Genomic DNA, 22768 nt, shown 5'->3' with positions numbered 1-22768 from the left:
GCCGAACGCCCAAGGAGCCCCGCTCATCCGAGCGGGGCTCCGTCATGCTCATGGCCGCCACCGCCTTTCAGGGAATACGGCGATCAGGATGGACGGATCTCAGGGTTGGCGGCTTTGCCCATCCTGATCAGATCCTCTGGCCCGGCCTCCACTGACGCTCCTACCGAGCAGGTTTGCTAGGGGCGCCGCCCCCGCGCCGGCAAGGGATCGCTGAGGCTCGGCCGGGACGGTCTCCCCAGCCTTCCGCGGCTTCGCCTTGTGCAGGCCGGGTGATCCCCCTCCATCCCGGCCGCCCTTGCCCTTGCTACCCCGGTCTCGCCGACGGGCAGGGTTGCAGCGCAGCGCTGCGTTCCAACCCAAGCCCATAGGAGAAAGCCCCCATGAACACCCTGACCGTGAACCCGCAGCCTGCCTCATCCGGCTTCCGCGTCGATGTCTCGCGCGGCGAGCGGATCGGTCGCGTTTCGTCGGAGTGGTTTTCCCGCCCCGATGACGAACGCTATCTGTCCCTGACCGAGCTTCATGACACCGTGCGCCGCCGTGCCGAGCGTGCCCATGCCCGCACCGTGGAGAGCCGCGCCGTCCGCGTCGATGCGAACCGGGACGATGCGGAACGCCTGTCCCTGATCTTGCCGGGCCGCGACGAAGCCATTTCCCCGACGCATTGGTCATTCGGTCAGTTGTGCAGCCTTGTCAGCGCACCCGCCTCCTATATGCGCCAGCTTCCGGCACCGCTCGCTGGGATTAACCTGCAGCACGGCTTGCTGTCGCACCGCGCCGAACTGGTCAAGACGCTCGAGAGGGATGACGGACGCGTCGAGCTTCGCGCCGTCACCGGCCCGGACTATGGCCGCATCTGGGATCACGAGCTTGTCGCCGCCGTGATGACAATCGCGGGCAATGGTGTCGGCGACACAAGATGGAAGGTGCCGGGCGTGCTGGATTGGGCGACCATGATGCACAATCCGTGTGTGGACGTGACGAAGGACACCACAACACTGTACGCCAGCGACCGCGACGTGTTCCTATTCTTGGTCGACGACGCCCACCCTATCGAGGCCGGACGGCTGCCAAACGGCGAGCCGGACCTGTATTTCCGAGGCTTCTATGCCTGGAACAGCGAAGTCGGATCGAAGACACTCGGCATCGCCTCTTTCTATCTTCGCGCCGTTTGCCAGAACCGCAATCTGTGGGGCGTGGAAGGCTTCGAGGAAATCAGCATCCGGCATAGCAAGTTCGCCGCGCAGCGTTTCGCCCATGAGGCTGCGCCCGCGCTGACCAGCTTCGGCAATTCTTCGCCCGCGCCGTTCATCGCCGGCATCAAGGCAGCTCGCGAGCGCATCGTCGCCCGCGATGACGAGGACCGCGAGAGCTTCCTGCGCAAACGGGGTTTCTCCAAGCCGGAGACAACGAAGATCATCGAAACCGTGCTCAGCGAGGAAGGTCGCAAGCCGGAAAGCATCTTCGATTTCGTGCAGGGCATCACGGCGCTCGCCCGCACCAAGGCCAATCAGGACACGCGCCTTGACCTCGAAAGCAAGGCCAAGAAGCTGATGGAGCGCGCCGCCTGAATTCCGCGGAGCCGTGCAATCGCAAATCAGGTTGCACGGCGTTCCGATCTTCAGGATTTCCGCATGACAGAATTGTCCGCCGATCCGTGAATCCGAATCGGCAAGCGCGACAGCGTCAGGATAATCGCCGCCGCTCGCCGCGCTGCGCCCGGCTCGCGAAATAGGAGAACGACGGCTGTTGCCGACCGCACGATTCACTAGTTTACTAGGTGGTACTATACTAGGTATCGGGACGACCTCATCCGCATGGGATTGCGGGAGATCGTCGCGAGAAATTTGCGCAGGCTGAGGCACGCCAAGGGCTTGTCGCAGGAAGAGCTTGCTGATCGAGCGGGGATCAATCGCAACTATGTCGGGATGCTGGAGCGAGAAGAGCACGCTGCGACCGTCGACATGTTGGAGAAGCTTGCCGAGGTGCTCGAGGCTGACCCAGTCAAGTTCTTCGAGGCGAGCGACACATCTGCTTGATCGGAAACCGCCCCGGCTCGTCGGCATGGCTGGGAACCTGATATGGCCCGGTTCTTCGGCTCATGCTCCAATGGTTCCGAGATCGCACAAACATAGAGTCGACCGCTGCCGGATAATCCGGGGGATATGGTGGCAGCGCTGAACTTTCTTGATGTGCCGCCGTCCAGCGAGACGCTCACGGTATACGACCGCGAGCACATGGTGCTCTACCTGCGGCTGCTTGACGCTGCGCGTGACGGTGCCGATTGGCGCGAGGCCGTTCGCGTCCTCTTCGAACTCAATCCCGACATCGCCCCCGAACGCTGTCGCCGCGTTCATGATGCGCATCTCGCGCGAGCTCAATGGCTCCACGAACGCGGCTATCGCGAGCTCGCCCGTGAGAGCCGGCCGAAGCAATAATGGCGATGCCTTAGCGGCATCGCCCTTTGCCGCACGAGTTCGTTGACCGAAACAACCTATCCGCGAACCCTGCTCCCCTGAAAGCGGCGGAACGGAGGACAATAATGACACCAGATGCGTCCAACTGGCGCTCGGCGGCGGCCTATTGCTATGTCGAAACTCTGTCCGCCTCGGATCTCGCCTGGGAATGGCTTCGCCGGAATGACGGCTATGACCAGGATTTCGAGGCGTTGACACGGACCACGTCCGACCCGCAACCGCTACTGGCCCGGATCCGCGAACGGTGGGGCCTGCGATTTCCCGGTCGATCCGCTCAGCGCTCCGCCCACGGCGCCGGTGTTTTGGTCGTTCGAGGACGACGACAGCATCGTCCTGCTCGTCCCAGCCCCGGCTTATGTCATCACGGATCCCGAAAACACAGGCTTGATGGCTCGTTCCGACGGGGACGCGAACTTCGTCGCATACGATCTCGGCGGCGGACAGCATCTCCAGCTCGAACACGTCGGCGATAGACAGCAAACAGCGGCCGTTGCCGCGCTGGTCCCGCTCGATCGGGACGGCTTCGCCCGGCTGGAATCGATCCATCGCCTGCTCGCAGCGCTTTTCGGCCGCGCAGTTCCCGCCGACACGCGGCTCACCTCGCAGCAACGCCTCCGCTATCGCCGGATGCTGCAGGCGATTGACGGCTATCGCCATGGCGCAAGCCAACAGGAGATCGCTCGGGCGCTCCTGCGAACACCGCCGCTTGGCCGCGACGAGTGGCAAGCCTCCTCGGCGCGCCACGCCGTCAAGACCCTGCTAAGGGACGCCCGCACCCTGATCGCGGGCGGCTATCGCAAGCTGCTTCGTCATCGCCGACGACCTTAGCCCATCGGAGCCGTGTCCCCGGTGGGCGAATTTGATACCCCCCAAATTCGCCCTGCACCTCGCCGGTTTCGCTTCGCCATCGTGGCCTTCGTCAGCCGCTGCCCTTCAGCGGCCCTCACGAGCCACGGAGGTTCGCGCAATGCGATCCGATCTCGCCATTCTGCCGCCGCGCTTCCTGCGCACCAAGGAAGCCGCCGAATTCCTGAGCCTCTCGGCGCGTACCCTCGAAAAACATCGCACTTATGGGACCGGCCCTGCCTACCGCAAGCTCGGCGGCCGCGTCGTCTATGCCGTCGACGACCTCCAGGCCTGGGCCGGACGCGGCGCCGTTACCTCGACCTCCGATCCGCGCGGCACCGTCCTGCCGGCGAAGCGCCATAGCCCGACGCCGCCGGCCCATCCCGGCCGCTACGCGCGCTGATCGCGCGCCCTTCCCTTGGCAATGCGATCTCGCCCGCCCTCGGAGCGTGGACAGCTCGATCTGTTCCAGGCGCTCCCCGGCGAGTTCGCGCCCCGCGATGCGCAGGACCTCATGGCCTATCCGTTCTTCTCCCTCGCCAAATCGAAACGCATCGTGCCGATCGACTTCAGGGCCGGTAATATCTCCATCCGGGTCGAGGCCATGCCCGATCACGGCATGGCTACGATCTGGGATGCCGACATCCTGATCTGGGCCGCAAGCCAAATCGTCAACGCGCGCGATGCTGGCCTGCGCACCTCTCGCCTGATGGCGACGACGCCCTATGAGATTCTGACCTTTGTCGGCCGCGGCGTGTCGCTTCGCGATTACCTGCGCCTGAAGGCCGCGCTCGACCGGCTGCAGTCCACCACGGTTGCGACCTCGATCCGCCAGCCGGTCGAAGGCCGCCGGCACCGCTTCTCCTGGATCAACGAATGGCAGGAGCGCACGGATCGTGACGGTCGACCGATCGGTGTCGAGCTGATCCTGCCTGACTGGTTCTATCGCGCCGTTCTCGACGACGCGCTCGTGCTCAACATCGACCGGGCTTATTTCGATCTGACCGGCGGCCTCGAGCGTTGGCTCTACCGCATCGTTCGCAAGCATGGCGGTCGCCAGTCCTTCGGCTGGAGCTTCGACTTCGCTCACCTCCATCGGAAATCCGGCAGCCTCTCGCCGCTCAAGCATTTCGCCTACGACCTCCGCGAGATCATCCGCCGCCAACCCTTGCCTGGCTACCGGCTCGCCCTCGCGCAGCAGGCCGGCGGGGCCGAGGTACTCACCTTCGTCGCTGCCGACCCCGCCTTTTTCGCCCCGCCGCGCTCGCGACGGAAACCGTCCACGCGTTTTGGGGACAAGCTGTGAATTCACTCGTGCTATCGGGGACCGCCCCTATCGTGCCATCGGGGACCCGATCCTCGTGCTATCGGGGACCGGAATCGACGATTCATCGCGGCGTTTCAGAGGCTTGCGGCGGCCGTAATTTATCTAACTCAGATTCCTTCGGAATATGTCTAACGTTCCCGCACTTTTGCCGGCTTGAGGATAACCCCGCTGAGTTGGCCGGGAGCGCCTCATGATCGTCGCGCTGCTCAATCAGAAGGGCGGCGTCGGCAAGACGACGCTGGCGCTGCATCTCGCCGGCGAATGGGCCGGGATGGGAAAGCGGGTCACGCTGATCGATGCGGACCCGCAAGGCTCTGCGCTCGACTGGTCGGAGCAGCGCAGCCGTGGAGGCAAGGAGCGGCGGTTCGGCGTCGTCGGTCTGGCGCGCGACACGCTGCATCGTGAGGCGCCAGAGCTGGCCCGCGGTGTCGATCATATGGTGATCGATGGGCCGCCGCGCGTCGCCGGGCTGATGCGCTCGGCCCTGCTCGCCGCCGATCTTGTGCTGATCCCGGTGCAGCCATCGCCGCTTGACGGCTGGGCGTCGGCCGAGATGCTGGCGCTGCTCTCGGAAGCGCGCATCTATCGCCCGGAGTTGCGAGCTCGCTTCGTCCTCAATCGCTGCGGCGCCCGCACCATCATCGCCCGCGAGACAGCTGAAACGCTCGCTGACCACGATCCGCCGGTGCTGCGCACGACGGTCGGACAGCGCGTCATCTACGCTGATGCCGCGCAATCGGGCCGGCTCGCCTTCGAGATCGATGACGACGGTCCCGCAGCGCGCGAGATCACCGCGCTCGTCACCGAAATCGATCGGATTGCGCCATGAGCGCGGGGCAACGCAGGCGAAGCTTCGCCACGCGACCGGCGACGCCGGAGCACTGGATCAGGGAGGCAGAGGCGCCTTCATCCCGCCCCGCCGAGCCTCCTCTCTTCACTGCGCGGCTCACCATCGACGTCACCCCGGAGCTGCGCGGCCGCATCAAGGTCGTCGCATTCCAGCGCGGGCAGACCGTCGCCGAGATGCTGCGCGAGTTGCTCGCGCGCGAATTCCCTTCGCCTCCAGGAGATCCGTCATGAACGGTTTCGCGCTCTCCCGCATGCGCGGTCGTCCGTGGCCTGATGATCCTGCGCCCTTCGCCACATTGGTCGAGCTGACCTTCCAGAAGCAGAAGATCGAGCATTGGATCCGGTTCGGCTCGACGAGCTACGAGCAGATCCTCGACCGCCGTCGGCGTGTCGTCGGATTCGCACCGAACAGCATCTTCGCCTTCGTCCGTTGGGCCGCGGGCCAGCACGGTACGATCATCTCGCGCATCGACATCGTGCGCGCCATCGATCGCGGCGAGCCATTCCAGACGCTGCCTTTCGTCCGCCCCGGCGGCGAAATTCTGCTCAAGCTCGAAGGCTGGCCCAAGGTCGAGCGCGTGCTGCAGGCGATCGACGCCGTCGAGCAGCTCGGCCTCGATCCAGAAGCCGTCTCACACGATCACTGGCGCCATGTCCACAACCGCCTGACCGCCGGCGTAGAGCCGCGCGCCTACGGCCGCGATCAGCATCGGGCGTTCCTGCTGCGCCGGCGGATCGAGCTATGACGCGTTGGTCCATCATCGCGGTGATGCTGGCCGGCACAGCCGCCGTTGCGTTCGGCGGCGTCGCGACCGTGCCGGTTCGGCTGATCTGGAACAGCTCTGCCAGCGTGCCGCTCGGCCTCTACACGATCACGCCGGTAGAGAGGCTCACGCTCTCGGACCTGGTCGCCGTGCGCGCACCCGAGCCGATCGAGCGCTTCATGGTCGCCCGCGGTTCTATTGCCGCCGGCGTGCCGTTGCTGAAGCACGTTCGCGCCCTGCCGGGGCAGACTGTGTGTCGCGCCGACAGCATCATCACCGTCGACGGTGCCCAAATGGGTGCGGCCTTCGCGCGCGATCGTCACGGCCGCGAACTGTGGAACTGGCAGGGCTGTCGCAAGCTCGCCGAGGGCGAAGTCTTCCTGATGAACGCGGCCAGCGACAGCTTCGACAGTCGCTACTTCGGCTCCTTGCCACTCCGCTCCGTCATCGGCCGCGCGATCCCGCTGTGGACCGACGAGGACGGTGACGGCCGCTTTCGCTGGCGCGCCTCGGTGCACTGAACGCACTGCGAACTTCATCACCACCGCACCAGGAAGGAGCTCTCGATGACCCAGATTGGACAGTTTACGCGCCAAGCAGCTGGCTTCTCGGGGCGCCTCCACACGCTCGCGCTCAACCGCAACATCTCCATCGTGCCCGCCGAGCCGAGCGATGCTGAGAACGCTCCGGACGATCGTGTGCATGGCGGCGACGAGGATGGTCCGGAGATCGGCGCCGGCTGGACGCGCAGCAGCGAGAAGGCCGGCGAATACCTCTCGATCCACTTCGACGATTCGAGTTTCGCCCAGCCGATCCACGCAAAGCTGTTCCGGGATGGTGACGATGCGGCCTCCTGGTCGCTGCACTGGGGCCGTCCACGCCCGCGTCGCGAGAAGGGCTGAATGATGCCCAATCGTCGCGATAGCGCCCGGCGCCTCGCCGTCCTTCTCCTTTCCGGCCTGATGGCCGGATCGATGGCGCCCGCGGCTGCCATCGAGCAGACCGCGCCGAGCGATCCGCACGACGCTCATATTGCCGAAGCCGCGCAACGTTTCGGCATTCCAGCGCCCTGGATTCGAGCGGTCATGCGCATCGAAAGCGCCGGCGATGTCCGTGCCGTCTCCGCCAAAGGCGCGCGCGGCCTGATGCAGATCACGCCGACGACCTGGGCGGAATTGCGCGCCCAGTTGCAGCTCGGCGCCGACCCGTTCAATCCGCGCGACAATATCCTGGCCGGCGCCGCCTATCTGCGCGAACTGCATGATCGCTACGGTTCGCCGGGGTTTCTGGCGGCATACAATGCCGGGCCGGGACGCTACGAAGAGCATCTCGCCGGACGCCCATTGCCGGCAGAAACCCGCGCCTATGTGGCGATGCTGCGCCCTCTTATCGGGGGCGGTCCGCTCGCCGAGATCGTGCCGACCGCCTTCGCATTGCCGCGCCGCTGGCAGGACGCGCCCCTCTTTTTCGGAGCAACCTCTACAGCCTCGGCGCCGACTAGGCACCGTACGCCGATATCTGTCGAACGCTCCTCCTCTCGCGATCGCTCTGCCATCACACCGCAGTCGAACGGCCTTTTCGCCGCGCACTCAGGTGAAAGGACGGCGCCATGAGCGTGCTCGGCACTAGTCGCATGATCTCGGTGTCCAACGTGTCATGGCGTCCCGGGAGGGTGGAGGCAGGCAACACGACCGGAAGATGGCGAGATAAAAAGCCGCGAGGTGCGGCATCGGTCTGTCGTGTCGTTTCAAGAGGTTATGAGGCGATTTCGCGAGGTGCGGGATTCCCGTACACCTCGCGGCAATGCCGTTTTCTCCATTGTTTCCGCTGCTTGGTGCGATGTGCGGAGCGCCAGCTATGACCGGCGATCGCGAATTCCGCATCCGGCCCGGCAGCATTCGCTCGACGCGTGCCCAGGCGGCGCGGCCCTTCATCGCGCAGGCCCTTGCCGCCGCGCAGAAGGCCGGCGCCCGCGTCTCGCGCTCCGGTAAGATCACGCCCGGCAATCGCTCGACCTGCGGGCGCGGGCGAACGGCGAGCGTGCGCGCCAGCCGCCTCCTGACCGGACGCTCGCGCATCGTCGTGATCAAGACGCGTGTCGTCCGTCATACGGCTCGTGCCGCGCCGCTCGCCGCCCATCTCACCTATCTGCGCCGCGAGGGCGTTGCCTATGACGGCGAGAAGGCGCGGCTGTTCGGACCGGAGACCTACGAGGTCGATAGCCGCTCCTTCGCCGAGCGGTGCCAGGACGACCGGCATCACTTCCGCTTCATCGTCTCGCCCGAGGACGCCGTGGACATGGCGGATCTCAAATCCTTCGCCCGCGACCTCATGGGCCAGATGGAAAAGGATCTCGGCACTAAGCTCGGTTGGGCCGGCGTCGATCACTGGAACACCGACAATCCGCACGTCCACATCATCCTGCGCGGGCGTGCCGATGACGGTCAGGACCTCGTCATCGCCCGCGATTACATCAAGGAGGGCATGCGCGCCCGCGCGGCCGATCTCGTCACCCAGGAGCTGGGTCCGCGGACCGATCTCGACATACGCCGCAATCTGGAGCGCCAGGTCGAAGCCGAGCGCTGGACGCAACTCGATCGACAGCTTGTCCGTGACGCTCGCGACTCTGGCGTCATCCACATGGCGGTCGATCCGAACACACGGCCCGACGAATATCATGTGCTGAAGGCCGGACGGGTGCGCAAGCTGGAGACGCTCGGGCTCGCCGAGCAAGTCGGCCCCGGCCAGTGGATGATCGACGAAAAAGCCGAGGCGACCCTACGCGAGCTCGGTGGGCGCGGCGATATCATCAAACGGATGCATCAGGCCTTGACGGAACGGGGCATCGAGCGCGGTTCGGCCAGCTATGTGCTCGCCGCCGAGAGCCTCGACACGCCGATCATCGGCCGGCTGGTCGACCGCGGTCTCGACGATGAGCTGAAGGGCTCAGCCTACGTCGTAGTTGACGGTGTCGATGGCCGTACCCATCACATAAAGCTCTCCGACCTTGATGCCGCCGGCGACAGCGCGCCGGGTTCGATCGTCGAACTGCGCAAGTTCGACGATGCGCACGGACAGCGGCGTGTCGCGATCGCCGTCCGTTCCGACCTCGATCTCGATCGGCAAGTCACTGCGACCGGCGCGACCTGGCTCGACCGGCAGAATATCGCCCGCGAACCGGCCGCCCTGTCCGAGGGCGGCTTCGGAGCCGAGGTACGGCAGGCGATGGATCGGCGCGCCGATCATCTGGTCGGACAGGGCTTCGGCGAGCGCCACGGTCAGCGCGTCACCTTCAATCGCGGGCTGATCGACACCCTCCGTCGTCGCGAACTGGATGCCGTCGGCGCGAAGCTCGCCGCCGAAATCGGGCGTCCCTTCAACCGTGCCGCCAGCGGCGAATATGTCGCCGGCGCCTATCGCCAGCGGATCGCGCTCGCCTCCGGTCGTTTCGCCATGCTGGACGACGGGCTCGGCTTCCAGCTCGTGCCCTGGTCGCCCTCCCTCGAAAAGCAGCTCGGCAAGCACGTCTCCGGCATCGCCCGAGACGATGGCGGCATCGAGTGGAGCTTTGGCCGCAAGCGCGGGCTCGGCCTCTAACCTCTCTCGGAAAGGATCGCCCTCATGTCGGCAACAAAAATCCTCTGGGGCCAGATCCTCACCGTCTTCCTGATCGTGCTCGCCACCACCTGGGGCGCCACCGAATATGTCGCGTGGAAGCTCGGCTTCCAGGCTCAGCTCGGTCCGCCCTGGTTCACCGTTCTCGGCTGGCCCTTCTATTATCCGCCGGCCCTCCTGTGGTGGTGGTACTTCTATGACGCCTATGCCTCGGAGGTCTTCGCCACGGGCGGGATCATTGCCGCGTCAGGCGGCTTCATCGCAATCGCCGTGGCCATCGGCATGTCGGTGTGGCGGGCGCGCGAAGCCAAGAAGGTTGAGACCTATGGCTCGGCGCGATGGGCCGAGAAGAAGGAGGTGGAGGCGGCCGGCCTTCTCGGTCCGGATGGCGTCGTGCTGGGGCGCTACGATCACGCCTATCTGCGTCATGACGGCCCGGAGCACGTGCTGTGCTTCGCGCCGACCCGTTCCGGCAAGGGCGTCGGCCTCGTCGTTCCCTCGCTACTGATCTGGCCAGGCTCGGCCATCGTTCACGACATCAAGGGCGAGAACTGGCAGCTCACCGCCGGCTTCCGCGCCAAGCACGGCCGCGTCCTGCTGTTCGACCCGACCAACACGAAGTCGTCGGCCTACAATCCGCTGCTCGAGGTGCGCCGCGGCGAATGGGAGGTCCGCGATGTGCAGAACATCGCCGACATCCTGGTCGATCCTGAAGGTTCGCTTGAAAAGCGGAATCACTGGGAAAAGACCAGTCACGCCCTGCTGGTCGGCGCGATCCTCCACGTCCTCTATACCGAGGACGACAAGACGCTCGCCGGCGTCGCGGCGTTCCTCTCCGATCCGAAGCGCCCGATCGAGTCGACGCTGGCCGCCATGATGAAAACCGCCCATCTGGGCGAAGCCGGACCTCACCCGGTCATCGCCAGCGCCGCCCGCGAGCTCCTGAACAAATCCGACAACGAGCGCTCGGGCGTGCTCTCCACCGCCATGTCGTTCCTCGGCCTCTATCGCGATCCCGTCGTAGCTGAGGTGACGCGGCGTTGCGATTGGCGGATCACCGACATCGTGGGCCACAATCGCCCGACGACGCTCTACCTTGTCGTGCCACCCTCCGACATCAACCGCACCAAGCCGCTGATTCGCCTCATCCTCAATCAGGTCGGCCGCCGCCTGACCGAGGATCTGCAGGCGAAGGCCGGACGCCACCGGCTTCTGTTGATGCTCGACGAGTTTTCGGCGCTTGGGCGCCTCGACTTCTTCGAATCGGCGCTGGCATTCATGGCCGGCTACGGGCTGAAGAGCTTCCTGATCGCGCAGTCGCTCAACCAGATCGAAAAGGCTTACGGCGCGAACAACTCGATCCTCGACAACTGCCATGTGCGCGTCAGCTTTGCCACCAACGACGAACGCACGGCGAAGCGGGTGTCGGACGCGCTCGGCACCGCCACCGAGATGAAGGCGATGCGGAACTATGCCGGCCACCGGCTGTCGCCCTGGCTCGGCCATCTGATGGTGTCGCGCTCGGAAACAGCGCGGCCGCTGCTCACGCCCGGCGAGGTAATGCAGCTTCCACCGGCGGACGAGATCGTCATGGTGGCGGGCACGCCGCCAATCCGCGCCAAGAAGGCGCGTTATTATGAGGATGCGCGGTTCAAGGAGCGCCTGCTGCCGCCACCGCCGCTGGCCGTGCCGACTGATGTTCGGCCTGACGACTGGACGAGCCTGCCGCGTCCTACTCGCGCTGAGCTCCTCGAAGCCGGGTCCGCATCCGATGCCGTCGACGAAGATCCGACCGAGTCGGAGCGCCGGCACCAGCCCGAGCTCAGCCGCGTGAGGCCGGTCAAGAAGAAGCCGCCCGTCGAGAACGAATTCGAGATCGATGTCGAGCGGGACGACGAGGATGGCGAGGCCGCGCGGAACAGGCGCATGACGCGGATGATGCAGGCTGTGGCGCGGCGGGTTTCGCTCGATCTGAACGACGGCATGGAACTGTGAGGCGCCAATGCCGAAATCATCCAGAAAGCAGCGCCTGTCCGTCTATCTCGATCCCGTTGTGATGAACCGGCTCGCGGAACATGCCGCTCGCCGCGATCACTCGCGGTCCCTTATCGCCGAAGCCGCCATCGAGTCCTTTCTCTCGCCCGACGCGGCGGAACGGCAGGAGGCGGCCACCACCAAACGCCTCGACCAGCTCGACCGCCGGATGGCGCGGCTGGAGCGCGATATCGGCATAACGGTCGAGACACTCGCTGTATTCATCCGGTTTTGGCTTTCCACGACGCCTGCGCTTCCCGAGCCTGCTGCGCAGGCCGCGCGCGCCAAGACTGGAGAGCGCTATGACGACTTCGTCACGGCCCTCGGCCGACGCCTGGCCAAAGGGCCGAAGCTGCGGCAGGAGATATCGGAGGATGTCTCGGATGCCGCAGACTAGCTGGGATCAATCTACGCGACCAATGTCGATGAAACGGCCGATTGAGCGAAGATAGGCTGCAATTTCGCGGCGCAGGTGGTCGCGCCGACCGAAGTTACGGTCGAGATTTACGAGAACAGGCCGCGCTGCATCAGCCTGGTCCTCGGGAAGATCGCTGTCTCCAATCACATATAGATGCTCTCCAACGGCGGTAATGTCGCAGCCGGTGTTGGTGATGGCATGCACGAACGCCGGAATGTCCTTCTCCTGCATCACCTTCATGGCCGGCTCCTTTTCCCGTGGATGATGGGATGATGGGCGCGGCCGCGCGCTGCGGACATGGTCAGAAATGGGGATATGCGAACCGCAGGAAAGATGCCTCGTCGCTTCGCCGGTGAGCGGTCAACATTCCGAATATGAGCGACGTAGCAGCTGGAGCAGCCGCATCCGAGGTAGAAGCCTCGGTCGAGCCTTCGATCAGGAGTTTAGCCCCTTCTCTTTCCGGATCGAACTCTCAAGCTCGGATTGGCTGACGAGAACGCCATTCTTGAAGGCGCCCCAGTATGTCACGCCGGAGCGCGACTGCATCTCGCGAAGCAGTCGAAGCGCCTCGCTTGCCGACGCGGCACGATTGATCGCTTTGGAGCTCCGCACGAAGGCTTTGACTTGATACACGATGTCCTCGAGCCAGCCGCGGAACGGGCAGAAACGCCGTTGCGCAGCCGTTCATGAAGAAATGCGAAAAGCGCAGGCTGCTGATCCAATTCCAGCCGCACGCATGAAGATGAGCGGGCACAGGCGTCACCGCCAGTCTCCTGTATTTGCACGCTACACCACTACGCTCCCAATTCCTTGTTGAAGGGGCGTAATTTACGGCCCTTTTAGTCATCCCCATTCAGGGGCCCGGGTGCGCGTCCCCTTGTCGATCGGGGACGAGATGACCACTCACCGCCATAGACCGGAGACGCTTCGGCGCGGCGCGCAGATGTTGCGCACGGCACTTGGACCCGCCATTACGCGCTTCCTGGAAGACCCCGCCGTCGTCGAGGTGATGCTAAACCCGGATGGCCGCATCTGGGTCGACCGGCTGTCCGAGGGGTTGGCGGATACGGGCGAGACGCTGTCGGTTCCCGCTGGCGAGCGCATCGTCCGCCTGGTCGCGCATCATGTCGGCGCCGAGGTGCATCCGCGCTCACCGCGCGTCTCGGCCGAACTGCCTGAGACCGGTGAGCGGTTTGAGGGACTGCTGCCGCCGGTCGTCGCCGCCCCCGCCTTCGCCATCCGCAAGCCTGCCGTCGCGATCTTCACGCTCGACGACTATGTCGCGGCCAGCATCATGACCGCCGACCAGGCAGCGACCCTGCGCGCGGCCGTCGCGGGGCGCGCCAACATCCTGGTCGCCGGCGGCACCTCGACCGGAAAGACCACGCTGACCAACGCGCTGCTGGCCGAGGTGGCGAAGAGTGCCGATCGCGTCGTCATCATCGAGGACACGCGCGAGCTGCAATGCGCCGCGCCGAACCTCGTCGCCATGCGCACCAAGGATGGCGTCGCGACGCTGTCCGATCTGGTGCGCTCCTCGCTGCGGTTGCGGCCGGACCGCATCCCGATCGGTGAGGTGCGCGGCGCCGAGGCGCTCGACCTTTTGAAGGCCTGGGGCACCGGCCATCCGGGCGGTATCGGCACAATCCACGCCGGCTCCGGCATGGGCGCGCTGCGCCGCCTCGAACAGCTCATCCAGGAAGCCGTCGTCACGGTCCCGCGCGCGCTGATCGCCGAGACCATCGATCTCATTGCCGTGCTCACCGGCCGCGGTTCGCAGCGCCGACTCGTCGAGCTCGCCCGCGTCGAAGAGCTCGGTCCCGACGGCGATTACCGCATCAGCCCCGCCATCCCGAACATCGGAGATCTCTCGTGATCCGCACGCTTTCGCGCGGCTATAGCCGCGTCGCCACCTCCGTCACCGCCATTTGCGTCAGCATCATGCTGGCGCCTGCCGCCCGCGCATCCGGCTCGTCGATGCCGTGGGAGCAGCCGCTCCAGAAGATCCTGCAGTCGGTCGAGGGGCCGGTCGCCAAGATCATAGCGGTGATCATCATCATCACCACGGGGCTGACGCTTGCCTTCGGCGACACCGCCGGCGGCTTCCGCCGGCTGATCCAGATCGTCTTCGGACTCAGCATCGCCTTCGCGGCATCGAGCTTCTTCCTGTCGTTCTTCTCGTTCGGCGGCGGGGCGCTGACCTGATGACGACCGCCTTCGAGCAACTCGACGCCGTGCCGGGCTTCACTGTCCCGGTTCATCGGGCGCTGACCGAGCCGATCCTGCTCGGCGGGGCGCCGCGCGCCATCGCGATCCTGAACGGCACGCTCGCCGGCGCTGTCGGCCTGGGCTTACGCCTCTGGCTCGCCGGCCTCGCAATCTGGGCGATCGGGCATTGCGCGGCGGTCTGGGCGGCGAAGCGCGACCCGCTCTTCGTCGAGGTCGGCCGCCGGCATCTGTGCATCCCCGGTCATCTGTCGGTGTGAGGCAGCCATGATGAACCTCGCCGAATATCGCCGCTCCGCCAGCCGGCTTGCCGATTTTCTGCCCTGGGCCGCGCTGGTCGCTGATGGCGTCGTGCTCAACAAGGATGGCTCGTTCCAGCGGACTGCGACGTTTCGTGGGCCCGATCTCGATTCCGCTGTCGCGGCGGACCTGGTCGCGGTCTCGTCGCGCATCAACAACGCCTTCCGCCGTCTCGGCTCAGGCTGGTCAATCTTCGTCGAGGCGCAGCGCCATGAGGCGGCGACCTATCCCGACAGCCGCTTTCCGGATCCAGCCTCCGGCCTGGTCGATGCCGAGCGCAAGGCCGAGTTCGAGGAAGAAGGCATTCACTTCGTCTCGAGCTATTTCCTGACCTTCCTCTATCTGCCCCCGGCCGAGGATGCCGCCCGCGCCGAGACCTGGCTCTACGAAGGCCGCGAGCGCTCCGGCGTCGATGCCGGCGAGATCCTGCGTGCCTTCATCGACCGCACCGATCGCGTGCTCGCCCTGCTCGACGGCTTCATGCCGGAGTGCGCCTGGCTCGATGACGCGGAGACACTGACCTATCTGCACGCCTGCGTTTCGACAAAGCGCCATCGCGTTCGCGTGCCGGAGACGCCGATCTATCTCGACGCGTTGCTCGCCGACCAGCCGCTAACCGGCGGCCTCGCACTGCGGCTGGGCGACCAGCACCTCCGCGTGCTGACCATCGTCGGCTTCCCGACCGCGACCACACCGGGCCTGCTCGACGACCTCAACCGGCTGGCCTTCCCCTATCGCTGGTCGACCCGCGCCATCCTGCTCGACAAGACCGACGCGACGCGGCTGCTGACCAAGATCAGGCGGCAGTGGTTCGCCAAGCGCAAGTCGATCGCCGCGCTCCTGAAGGAGGTGATGACCAACGAGCAATCGGTGCTGCTCGACACCGATGCGGCGAACAAGGCGGCCGATGCCGACCTGGCGCTGCAGGAACTCGGTCAGGACATGGCTGGCTTAGCCTATGTCACTGCCACCATCACGGTCTGGGATGCCGATCCGCGTCTTGCCGACGAGAAGCTGCGGCTCGCCGAGAAGGTGATCCAGGGCCGCGACTTCACCGCCATGGTCGAAACCGTCAATGCGGTCGACGCCTGGCTGGGAAGCTTGCCCGGGCACGCCTACGCGAACGTCCGGCAACCGCCGATCAGCACCTTGAATCTCGCCCACATGATTCCGCTCTCGGCCGTGTGGGCGGGGCCGGAACGCGACGAGCACTTCGACGCGCCGCCCTTGCTGTTCGGCAAGACCGAAGGCGCGACCCCATTTCGGCTGTCGCTGCATGTCGGTGACGTCGGCCACACGCTCGTCGTCGGCCCGACCGGCGCCGGCAAATCCGTGCTGCTGGCGCTCATGGCCTTGCAGTTCCGCCGCTACGCTAAGGCGCAAGTCTTGGCCTTCGACTTCGGCGGCAGCATTCGCGCCGCTGCGTTGGCGATGGGTGGTGACTGGCACGATCTCGGCGGTGGGCTGACCGAAGGCTCGGATGCTTCCGTCGCGCTGCAGCCGCTCGCCCGCATTCCCGACAGCTATGAGCGTGCCTGGGCGGCGGACTGGATCGTCGCCATCCTGGCGAGGGAAAGCGTTCCGATCACGCCGGACGCGAAGGAGCATATCTGGACGGCGCTGACCTCGCTCGCATCGGCGCCGGTCGAAGAGCGCACCATCACGGGCCTCTGCGTCCTGCTGCAATCCAACGATCTCAAGCAGGCGCTGCGGCCCTATTGCGTCGGCGGACCCTATGGTCGGCTGCTCGACGCCGAGGCCGAGCATCTGGGTAGCGCCTCGGTGCAGGCGTTCGAGATCGAGGGGTTGGTCGGCACCGGCGCGGCGCCGGCCGTCCTCTCCTATCTCTTCCACCGCATCGGCGATCGGCTTGACGGGCGGCCGACCCTGCTCATCATCGATGAGGGTTGGCTCGCGCTGGACGATGAAGGCTTTGCCAGCCAGCTGCGCGAATGGCTGAAGACGCTGCGCAAGAAGAACGCCAGCGTCATCTTTGCCACGCAATCGCTCTCGGACATCGACAACTCGGCGATCGCACCGGCGATCATCGAGAGCTGTCCGACGCGGCTGCTCCTGCCGAACGAGCGCGCAATCGAGCCGCAGATCACCGCAATCTATCGCCGCTTCGGCCTCAATGACCGCCAGATCGAGATCTTGGTGCGGGCGACGCCGAGGCGCGATTATTACTGCCAGTCACGACGCGGCAATAGGCTGTTCGAGCTCGGTCTTAGCGAAGTTGGCCTCGCGCTCTGCGCCGCATCGTCCAAGTCCGACCAGACGCTGATCGCGAACCTCGTCGCCGAGCACGGCCGCGACGGCTTCCTCGCGGCCTGGCTTCGCGCCCGCGGCGCCGGTTGGGCCGCCGATCTCATCCTGACATTTCCGCCCCTCATCCCCGAAGCCGAACAGGAGGCCCAACCATGACTCTTCGCCGTTTTCGCTCGCGCGCCGCGCTGATCGCCGCCGCCATGATGTCCATGCCGATCATGGTGTCGCCCATGACCGCGACGCCAGCCCAGGCGTTCATCGTTTTCGACCCCTCGAACTATGCCCAGAACGTGCTGACGGCCGCGCGCACGCTGCAGCAGATCACCAATCAGATCACCTCGCTGCAGAACCAGGCGCAGATGCTGATCAATCAGGCGCGCAATCTCGCGAACCTGCCCTTCTCGGCGCTGCAGCAGATCCAGCAATCGGTCCAGAAAACGCAGCAACTTATCAGCCAGGCGCGGAACATCGCCTTCAACGTCCAGCAGATCGACCAGATGTTCCGGCAGAAATACGGGAGCATCTCGCTCTCGGCGACCGATCAGCAGCTCGTCAGCGATGCGCGCTCGCGCTGGCAGAATACGGTCGGCGGCCTGCAGGACGCGCTGCGTATTCAGGCTGGCGTGGTCGGCAACATCGACAGCAACCGCACACAGATGTCGACGCTAGTCACCCAGAGCCAGAGCGCGACCGGCTCCTTGCAGGCGGCGCAGGCCGGCAATCAGCTTCTCGCCCTCCAGTCGCAGCAGCTCTCCGACCTCGTCGCGCTGATCTCGGCCAATGGCCGCGCCGGCGCGCTGACCGAAGCGGAACGCGCGGCCGCCGCCGAACAGGGCCGCGAGCAGCGCCGCCGCTTCCTCGCACCGGGCTCAGGCTACCAGCCCGGCAGCGCGCGGATGTTCAGCAACGGCAACTGACGCCAGAGCGGGACCATCGTCATGGACAGCAAGATGCTGGCGCGCGTCGGAGCCATCCTGTTCATTGCGGTCGCCATCACAGCGACCGTGATCGAGCTGACCCGCGAGGACGATGCGCCAGCATCTCCTCCGGTTCGGCAGCTCCGTCCTGAAAACGATCCGCTACGCGAAGGGCAGCGCCGCTGCCAGCAGCTCGGGCAAGCCGCCGCGAACGACGCCGGATGCCTGCGTGTCTGGGCCGAGACCCGTGACCGCTTCCTCGGTCGCCCCCCAATGCTGGCACCGTCGTCCTCCAGCGAAGGACGCTGAGATATGGGCACCGGCGTCATCGACCAGTTTCTGGGCACCTTCACGCGCTACATCGATTCAGGCTTCGGCCTCCTCAGCGGCGAGGTCGCTTTCATCGCGACGACGCTGATCGTCATCGACGTGACGCTGGCCGCATTGTTCTGGAGCTGGGGCGCCGATGACGACATCATCGCGCGGCTCATCAAGAAGACGCTCTTTGTCGGTGTCTTCGCCTATCTGATCTCCAACTGGAACAACCTCGCCAAGATCGTCTTCGAGAGCTTTTCGGGGCTCGGTCTCAAGGCCAGCGGCACCGGCTTCTCGGCTCAGGATCTGCTGCGCCCCGGCAAGGTTGCGCAAACCGGGCTCGATGCCGGGCGGCCGCTGCTGGAATCGATCTCCAGCCTGATGGGCTGGATCTCCTTCTTCGAGAACTTCATCCAGATCGCCTGCCTGCTCTTCGCCTGGGCGCTCATCATGCTCGCCTTCTTCATTCTGGCGGTGCAGCTCTTCGTCACGTTGATTGAGTTCAAACTCGCAACGCTCGCCGGATTCGTGCTGATCCCCTTCGGCCTGTTCGGCAAGACCGCCTTCATGGCCGAGCGCGTGCTCGGCCATGTCATCTCCTCCGGCATCAAGGTGCTGGTGCTCGCCGTCATCATCGGCATCGGTTCGACCCTGTTCTCCCAGTTCACGCAAGGCGCCGCCGGGCAGAACCCGACCATCGACCAGGCCATGGCGATCGTGCTCGCCGCGCTCTCCCTGCTCGGTCTCGGCATCTTCGGTCCCGGCATCGCCAACGGCCTCGTCTCTGGTGGCCCGCAGCTCGGCGCCGGCGCAGCGGTTGGCGCGGGGCTGGCCGTTGGCGGCGCGGCAGCGGCCGCTGCCGGCGCGACGAGCCTGGCCGCCAAGGGAGGAGCCGCAGCAATCTCCGGCGGCAGCGCTGCCGTGCGCAGCGGATCCTCTGCTGCCGGCGCGGCATCGTCAGCCTATACGCTTGGATCGATGGGCCAGTCCGGCGCCGCAGGCGTCGCCTCGGGCCTCGGTGGCGTCGCTCAGGCCGCCGGATCGGCTGCCGTCTCGCCCTTGCGACGAGCCGCCGCCCGCGCGGCTGAGAGCGTCACATCCAGCTTCGACGAAGGCGTGAAGGGCGGCTTCGGCGCGACCGGCGGCTCTTCGAGCAAGGGCACGGTCGGTGGCGATGACACAGCCTCGGCCATTCCGGCGTCCCCAACGGCCGATCCACCGGCCTGGGCCAGTCGCATGAAGCGCTCGCAACAGATCTCCCATGGCATTCAGGCCGCCGCGCACGCCGTCCGCTCCGGCGACAGTCACGGCTCCGGCTCTTCCGTCAATCTCTCCGAAGGCAATCGATCATGAACCTCTTTCGACGACCCGCCGCGCATTACGGGAGGACGCCCGAGCCCGAGACGCCCTATCAGAAGGCCGCCCAGATCTGGGACGAGCGCATCGGTTCGGCCCGGGTGCAGGCGAAAAACTGGCGCATCATGGCCTTCGGCTCGCTGATCCTGTCGGCCGGATTCGCGGCAGCGCTCGTCTGGCAATCGGCGCGTGGCACCGTCGTGCCCTGGGTGGTGCAAGTCGATCGGCTCGGCGAGGCGCAGAGCATCGCAGCGGCGAGCGCCGACTATCGCCCGACCGATCCGCAGATCGCCTGGCACCTCGCCCGTTTCGTCGAGCAGGTGCGCGCAATTCCCGCCGATCCGGTCATCGTCCGCCAGAACTGGCTGCGCGCCTATGACTGGACCACCGATCGCGGTGCGGGCGCGCTCAACGACTATGCCCGTGCCAATGACCCCTTCGCCAAGGTCGGCAAACAGCAGGTGGCGGTGGAAGTCTCCTCTGTCATCCGAGCTTCGCCCGACAGCTTCCGAGTTGCCTGGACCGAGCGCCATTACGAGGACGGTAAGCTCGCCACAGCCGAGCGCTGGACCGCGATCCTGACCATCGTGCTGCAGCCGCCGCGCGATGCCGAGCGGCTGAAGACCAATCCGCTCGGCATCTACGTCAACGCTATCAACTGGTCGCGGGAGATGAGCCAATGAATCGGCCGACGATCCGTGGATGCGGGAATCCGCCTTTCGGTAAACCCGCGTTTCCGATTTTGCTGCTCTCCGCGACAATGCTGGCCGGTTGCGCCACCGACAAGCCGCCGGAGATCAGCTACGACGCCGATGTGCCGCCCTTGCCGAGCGTGCCGGCCGCTGTCACCGACGGCAGACCGAAGCCGCTGCATGTCCCGCCGGCCTGGACGCCGGCGCGTGGTGGAACCGCCGCCGGCACACCGACCGCGCGCGTCGAGAACGCCAATCTGGCGGCTCGCGTCCAGCCCCGCCGCGAAGGCTACTACAACGCCATCCAGATCTATCCCTGGAGCGACGGCGCGCTCTATCAGGTCTATGCCGCGCCCGGTCAGATCACCAACATCGCGCTCGAGCCCGGCGAAAGCTTGACAGGCGCCGGCCCGATCGCGGCTGGCGACACCGCCCGCTGGATCATCGGCGATACCGAGAGCGGATCGGGCGTCACGCGGCGCGTGCATGTGCTGGTAAAACCCTCGCGCGCCGACATCAGCACCAATCTCGTCATCACGACCGATCGGCGCACCTACATGCTCGAACTGCGCTCGGGCGAGAAACCCTACATGCCGGCCGTCGCCTGGGCTTATCCGCAATCCGCCGGCCAGCGCCACGCCTTGCCGGCAACGCCGGTCATTCCCGTGCTCGCGGCACGCAACTACCGCTATGGCCTGACCGGCGACAATCCGCCCTGGAAGCCGGTCGCCGCCTATGACGATGGCCGCCGTGTCTATGTCGAGTTCCCGCGCGGCATCGTCCAGGGCGAGATGCCGCCGCTATTCGTGATCGGCCCGGAGGGTGAGGCCCAGATCGCCAACAGCCGCGTCCATCAGCACATCCTGATCGTCGACCGCCTGTTCGGTGCGGCCGAACTGCGTCTCGGCAGCGGCGACAAGCAACAGACCATCAGGATCACCCGTACGGATGGAAGGCTGTCGTTATGAGCGAGACCGAAACCACTGAACCGATGCGCCTGCGCGCTGACCCGCCGCGGGTCACCCGTCTGTCGCGCAAGGTGCTCACCGGCATCAGCGTCGTCGCCTCGCTCAGTGTTGGCGGCGCGCTGATCTATGCGCTGCAGACTCGTAACGCCGGCAAGGACAGCGAGGAGCTTTACTCGACCGCCAACCGGCAGCCCGCCGATGGCCTCGCCGGCCTGCCGCGCGACTATACCGGCCCAGTTCTTGGGGCTCCGCTGCCCGGCGATCTCGGCAAACCAATCCTCGACGCCGGCGTCGCGCCGCCAGCCGTCGCGATGCCTGCGGTCGATGAGGCGGAGCAGCGCCGGAAGGCCGAGGAGGAGGCCGCGCGCACCAGCACCGTGTTTTTCCAGTCGCGGGCGGGTGCGCCGGCCACCACTGGAACGCCGGGCGGCACACCGAATCTCGCCGGTCTCGACTTCACCGGCCAGCCCGGTCAGCAAGGCGGGCAGGACAAGCAACTCGCCTTCCTCAACGCCTCTGTCGATCGCCGCACGACCTCACCGGATCGCCTCATGGCGCCGGTGTCGCCCTTCGTGCTCCAGGCCGGCGCCGTCATTCCGGCCGCGCTCATCACCGGCATCCGCTCCGATCTACCCGGCCAGATCACCGCGCAGGTGACGGAGCACATCTACGACAGCCCGACCGGGCGCATCCTGCTTGTGCCGCAGGGCACGCGGATCATCGGCCAGTACGACAACAATGTGCAATTCGGGCAGCGCCGCGTGCTGCTGGTCTGGAACCGGCTCATCCTCCCGAACGGGCGCTCCATCGTGCTGGAGCGTCAGCCAGGTGCCGACACGCAAGGCTATGCCGGCCTCGAGGATGGCGTCGATTACCACTGGTGGGATCTCGCCAAGGCCGCCGGCCTCTCGACCTTGCTGTCGATCGGCGCCGAACTCGCGATCAACGACGAGAACCGCCTCCTGCGCGCCATCCGCAGCGGCGGCCAAGACACCATCAACGACGCCGGCCAGCAGATCGTCCGCCGACAGCTCAACGTCGCGCCGACGCTGACCATTCGGCCGGGATTCCCGGTCAGGGTCATCGTAACCCGCGACCTCGTGTTCGAACCCTACAGAGGCAGATCATGACGAAGCTCAAACTTGGACCGATCGCGGATGACAAGTCGGTGAAGGTGACGGTTGAGCTTCCGGCTGGGCTCCATCGCGATCTCAATGCCTATGCCGAAGTGCTCGCGCGTGAGACGGGGCGGCCCGCAGCCGAGCCCGTGAAGCTGATCGTGCCGATGTTGGAGCGCTTCATTGCAACCGATCGCGGGTTCGCGAGCGCTAGGCGTCGGCCCGGACGGTGATCTGGATCGCTAGACCAGGCAGCGGCACGCCATGAAAAACTACTG

28 protein-coding genes are annotated in these 22768 nt (G+C 66.0%); 27 read left to right on the top strand and 1 reads right to left on the bottom strand.

Features of this window, described 5'->3' with window-relative positions; translation table 11 throughout:
- The first annotated feature begins 380 nt into the window (after positions 1-380).
- The 16 genes from ASE66_RS25370 to ASE66_RS25300 all read left to right on the top strand — a co-directional run bounded on the left by ASE66_RS25370 (position 381) and on the right by ASE66_RS25300 (position 12309).
- Positions 381-1571, top strand: coding sequence for a hypothetical protein (locus ASE66_RS25370; RefSeq protein ID WP_057192505.1), 1191 nt, complete (start codon positions 381-383; stop codon positions 1569-1571).
- A 246-nt stretch (positions 1572-1817) separates the two neighbouring features.
- Positions 1818-2039: a helix-turn-helix domain-containing protein gene (locus ASE66_RS25365; RefSeq protein ID WP_057192504.1), complete on the top strand. Its 222-nt coding sequence runs from the start codon at positions 1818-1820 to the stop codon at positions 2037-2039.
- Positions 2040-2165: 126 nt separating this feature from the next.
- Entirely contained in the window at positions 2166-2438 is a 273-nt protein-coding gene (locus ASE66_RS25360; RefSeq protein ID WP_057192503.1) for a DNA -binding domain-containing protein, read from the top strand.
- 104 nt (positions 2439-2542) lie between these two features.
- A complete protein-coding gene (locus tag ASE66_RS33410; protein ID WP_244495059.1) occupies positions 2543-2950 on the top strand; it encodes a transcriptional regulator domain-containing protein in 408 nt (135 codons plus the stop codon).
- Entirely contained in the window at positions 2865-3305 is a 441-nt protein-coding gene (locus tag ASE66_RS25355) for a DUF2285 domain-containing protein (protein WP_082613724.1), read from the top strand. The genes ASE66_RS33410 and ASE66_RS25355 overlap by 86 nt, the downstream gene beginning before the upstream one ends.
- A gap of 139 nt (positions 3306-3444) precedes the next feature.
- Entirely contained in the window at positions 3445-3726 is a 282-nt protein-coding gene (locus tag ASE66_RS25350) for a helix-turn-helix transcriptional regulator (protein ID WP_057192501.1), read from the top strand.
- Positions 3727-3747: 21 nt separating this feature from the next.
- A complete protein-coding gene (locus ASE66_RS25345; RefSeq protein ID WP_057192500.1) occupies positions 3748-4629 on the top strand; it encodes a replication initiator protein A in 882 nt (293 codons plus the stop codon).
- Positions 4630-4840: 211 nt separating this feature from the next.
- Positions 4841-5479: a ParA family partition ATPase gene (gene parA / locus ASE66_RS25340; protein ID WP_057192499.1), complete on the top strand. Its 639-nt coding sequence runs from the start codon at positions 4841-4843 to the stop codon at positions 5477-5479.
- A complete protein-coding gene (locus ASE66_RS25335) occupies positions 5476-5730 on the top strand; it encodes a hypothetical protein (protein WP_057192498.1) in 255 nt (84 codons plus the stop codon). The genes parA and ASE66_RS25335 overlap by 4 nt, the downstream gene beginning before the upstream one ends.
- A complete protein-coding gene (locus tag ASE66_RS25330; RefSeq protein ID WP_057192497.1) occupies positions 5727-6245 on the top strand; it encodes a DUF2840 domain-containing protein in 519 nt (172 codons plus the stop codon). Before ASE66_RS25335 ends, ASE66_RS25330 begins: the two co-directional genes overlap by 4 nt.
- A complete protein-coding gene (locus tag ASE66_RS25325; RefSeq protein WP_057192496.1) occupies positions 6242-6784 on the top strand; it encodes a S26 family signal peptidase in 543 nt (180 codons plus the stop codon). Before ASE66_RS25330 ends, ASE66_RS25325 begins: the two co-directional genes overlap by 4 nt.
- 45 nt (positions 6785-6829) lie before the next feature.
- Positions 6830-7165, top strand: a complete 336-nt coding sequence (locus ASE66_RS25320) for a DUF736 domain-containing protein (protein ID WP_057192495.1) — start codon at positions 6830-6832, stop codon at positions 7163-7165.
- Positions 7166-7225: 60 nt separating this feature from the next.
- Entirely contained in the window at positions 7226-7876 is a 651-nt protein-coding gene (locus ASE66_RS25315) for a lytic transglycosylase domain-containing protein (RefSeq protein ID WP_244495058.1), read from the top strand.
- Positions 7877-8120: 244 nt separating this feature from the next.
- Positions 8121-9860, top strand: coding sequence for a relaxase/mobilization nuclease domain-containing protein (locus tag ASE66_RS25310; protein ID WP_057192493.1), 1740 nt, complete (start codon positions 8121-8123; stop codon positions 9858-9860).
- 24 nt (positions 9861-9884) lie between these two features.
- Positions 9885-11873 (top strand): conjugal transfer protein TraG, encoded by a 1989-nt coding sequence (locus tag ASE66_RS25305; RefSeq protein ID WP_057192492.1) that lies wholly within the window; start codon positions 9885-9887, stop codon positions 11871-11873.
- A 7-nt stretch (positions 11874-11880) separates the two neighbouring features.
- A complete protein-coding gene (locus ASE66_RS25300; protein ID WP_057192491.1) occupies positions 11881-12309 on the top strand; it encodes a ribbon-helix-helix protein, CopG family in 429 nt (142 codons plus the stop codon).
- A 6-nt stretch (positions 12310-12315) separates the two neighbouring features.
- Here ASE66_RS25300 and ASE66_RS25295 read toward each other — a convergent pair whose 3' ends face one another.
- The gene (locus ASE66_RS25295) at positions 12316-12570 is read right to left on the bottom strand and encodes a hypothetical protein (RefSeq protein WP_320409782.1); all 255 of its coding nucleotides are present in this window, start codon (positions 12568-12570) and stop codon (positions 12316-12318) included.
- Positions 12571-13225: 655 nt separating this feature from the next.
- On the opposite strand from ASE66_RS25295, the gene trbB reads away from it, so the two are divergent.
- Genes trbB through ASE66_RS25235 form a run of 11 tightly spaced genes read left to right on the top strand, consistent with a single transcriptional unit; the run spans position 13226 to position 22723 of the window.
- Positions 13226-14206 carry a P-type conjugative transfer ATPase TrbB gene (gene trbB, locus ASE66_RS25285; protein WP_057192489.1) on the top strand — a complete coding sequence of 327 codons (981 nt, stop codon included), beginning with the start codon at positions 13226-13228 and terminating at the stop codon, positions 14204-14206.
- Positions 14203-14535, top strand: a complete 333-nt coding sequence (locus ASE66_RS25280) for a TrbC/VirB2 family protein (protein ID WP_057192488.1) — start codon at positions 14203-14205, stop codon at positions 14533-14535. Before trbB ends, ASE66_RS25280 begins: the two co-directional genes overlap by 4 nt.
- On the top strand, positions 14535-14816 hold the full coding sequence (locus ASE66_RS25275; RefSeq protein ID WP_057192487.1) for a VirB3 family type IV secretion system protein: 282 nt from the start codon (positions 14535-14537) through the stop codon (positions 14814-14816). Before ASE66_RS25280 ends, ASE66_RS25275 begins: the two co-directional genes overlap by 1 nt.
- A gap of 7 nt (positions 14817-14823) precedes the next feature.
- Entirely contained in the window at positions 14824-17280 is a 2457-nt protein-coding gene (gene trbE, locus ASE66_RS25270; RefSeq protein WP_057192486.1) for a conjugal transfer protein TrbE, read from the top strand.
- Entirely contained in the window at positions 17277-18041 is a 765-nt protein-coding gene (gene trbJ / locus ASE66_RS25265; protein WP_057192485.1) for a P-type conjugative transfer protein TrbJ, read from the top strand. Before trbE ends, trbJ begins: the two co-directional genes overlap by 4 nt.
- Before the next feature lie 21 nt (positions 18042-18062).
- Complete coding sequence (gene trbK-alt, locus ASE66_RS25260; protein ID WP_057192484.1) at positions 18063-18350, top strand: putative entry exclusion protein TrbK-alt; 288 nt, start codon at positions 18063-18065, stop codon at positions 18348-18350.
- A 3-nt stretch (positions 18351-18353) separates the two neighbouring features.
- Positions 18354-19709, top strand: coding sequence for a P-type conjugative transfer protein TrbL (trbL, locus tag ASE66_RS25255; protein ID WP_057192483.1), 1356 nt, complete (start codon positions 18354-18356; stop codon positions 19707-19709).
- Complete coding sequence (trbF, locus tag ASE66_RS25250) at positions 19706-20395, top strand: conjugal transfer protein TrbF (RefSeq protein ID WP_057192482.1); 690 nt, start codon at positions 19706-19708, stop codon at positions 20393-20395. Before trbL ends, trbF begins: the two co-directional genes overlap by 4 nt.
- Complete coding sequence (gene trbG, locus ASE66_RS25245; protein ID WP_057192481.1) at positions 20392-21372, top strand: P-type conjugative transfer protein TrbG; 981 nt, start codon at positions 20392-20394, stop codon at positions 21370-21372. Before trbF ends, trbG begins: the two co-directional genes overlap by 4 nt.
- A complete protein-coding gene (locus tag ASE66_RS25240) occupies positions 21369-22502 on the top strand; it encodes a TrbI/VirB10 family protein (RefSeq protein ID WP_057192480.1) in 1134 nt (377 codons plus the stop codon). The genes trbG and ASE66_RS25240 overlap by 4 nt, the downstream gene beginning before the upstream one ends.
- On the top strand, positions 22499-22723 hold the full coding sequence (locus ASE66_RS25235; protein ID WP_057192479.1) for a DUF2274 domain-containing protein: 225 nt from the start codon (positions 22499-22501) through the stop codon (positions 22721-22723). Before ASE66_RS25240 ends, ASE66_RS25235 begins: the two co-directional genes overlap by 4 nt.
- Positions 22724-22768 lie beyond the last annotated feature (45 nt).

The sequence above is a fragment of the Allobosea sp. Root483D1 genome, assembly GCF_001429505.1.
In the GTDB taxonomy this organism is placed as follows: domain Bacteria; phylum Pseudomonadota; class Alphaproteobacteria; order Rhizobiales; family Beijerinckiaceae; genus Allobosea.
Note: the sequence above shows the minus strand (reverse complement) of the source record. Positions and strands in the feature narration are given on the sequence as shown.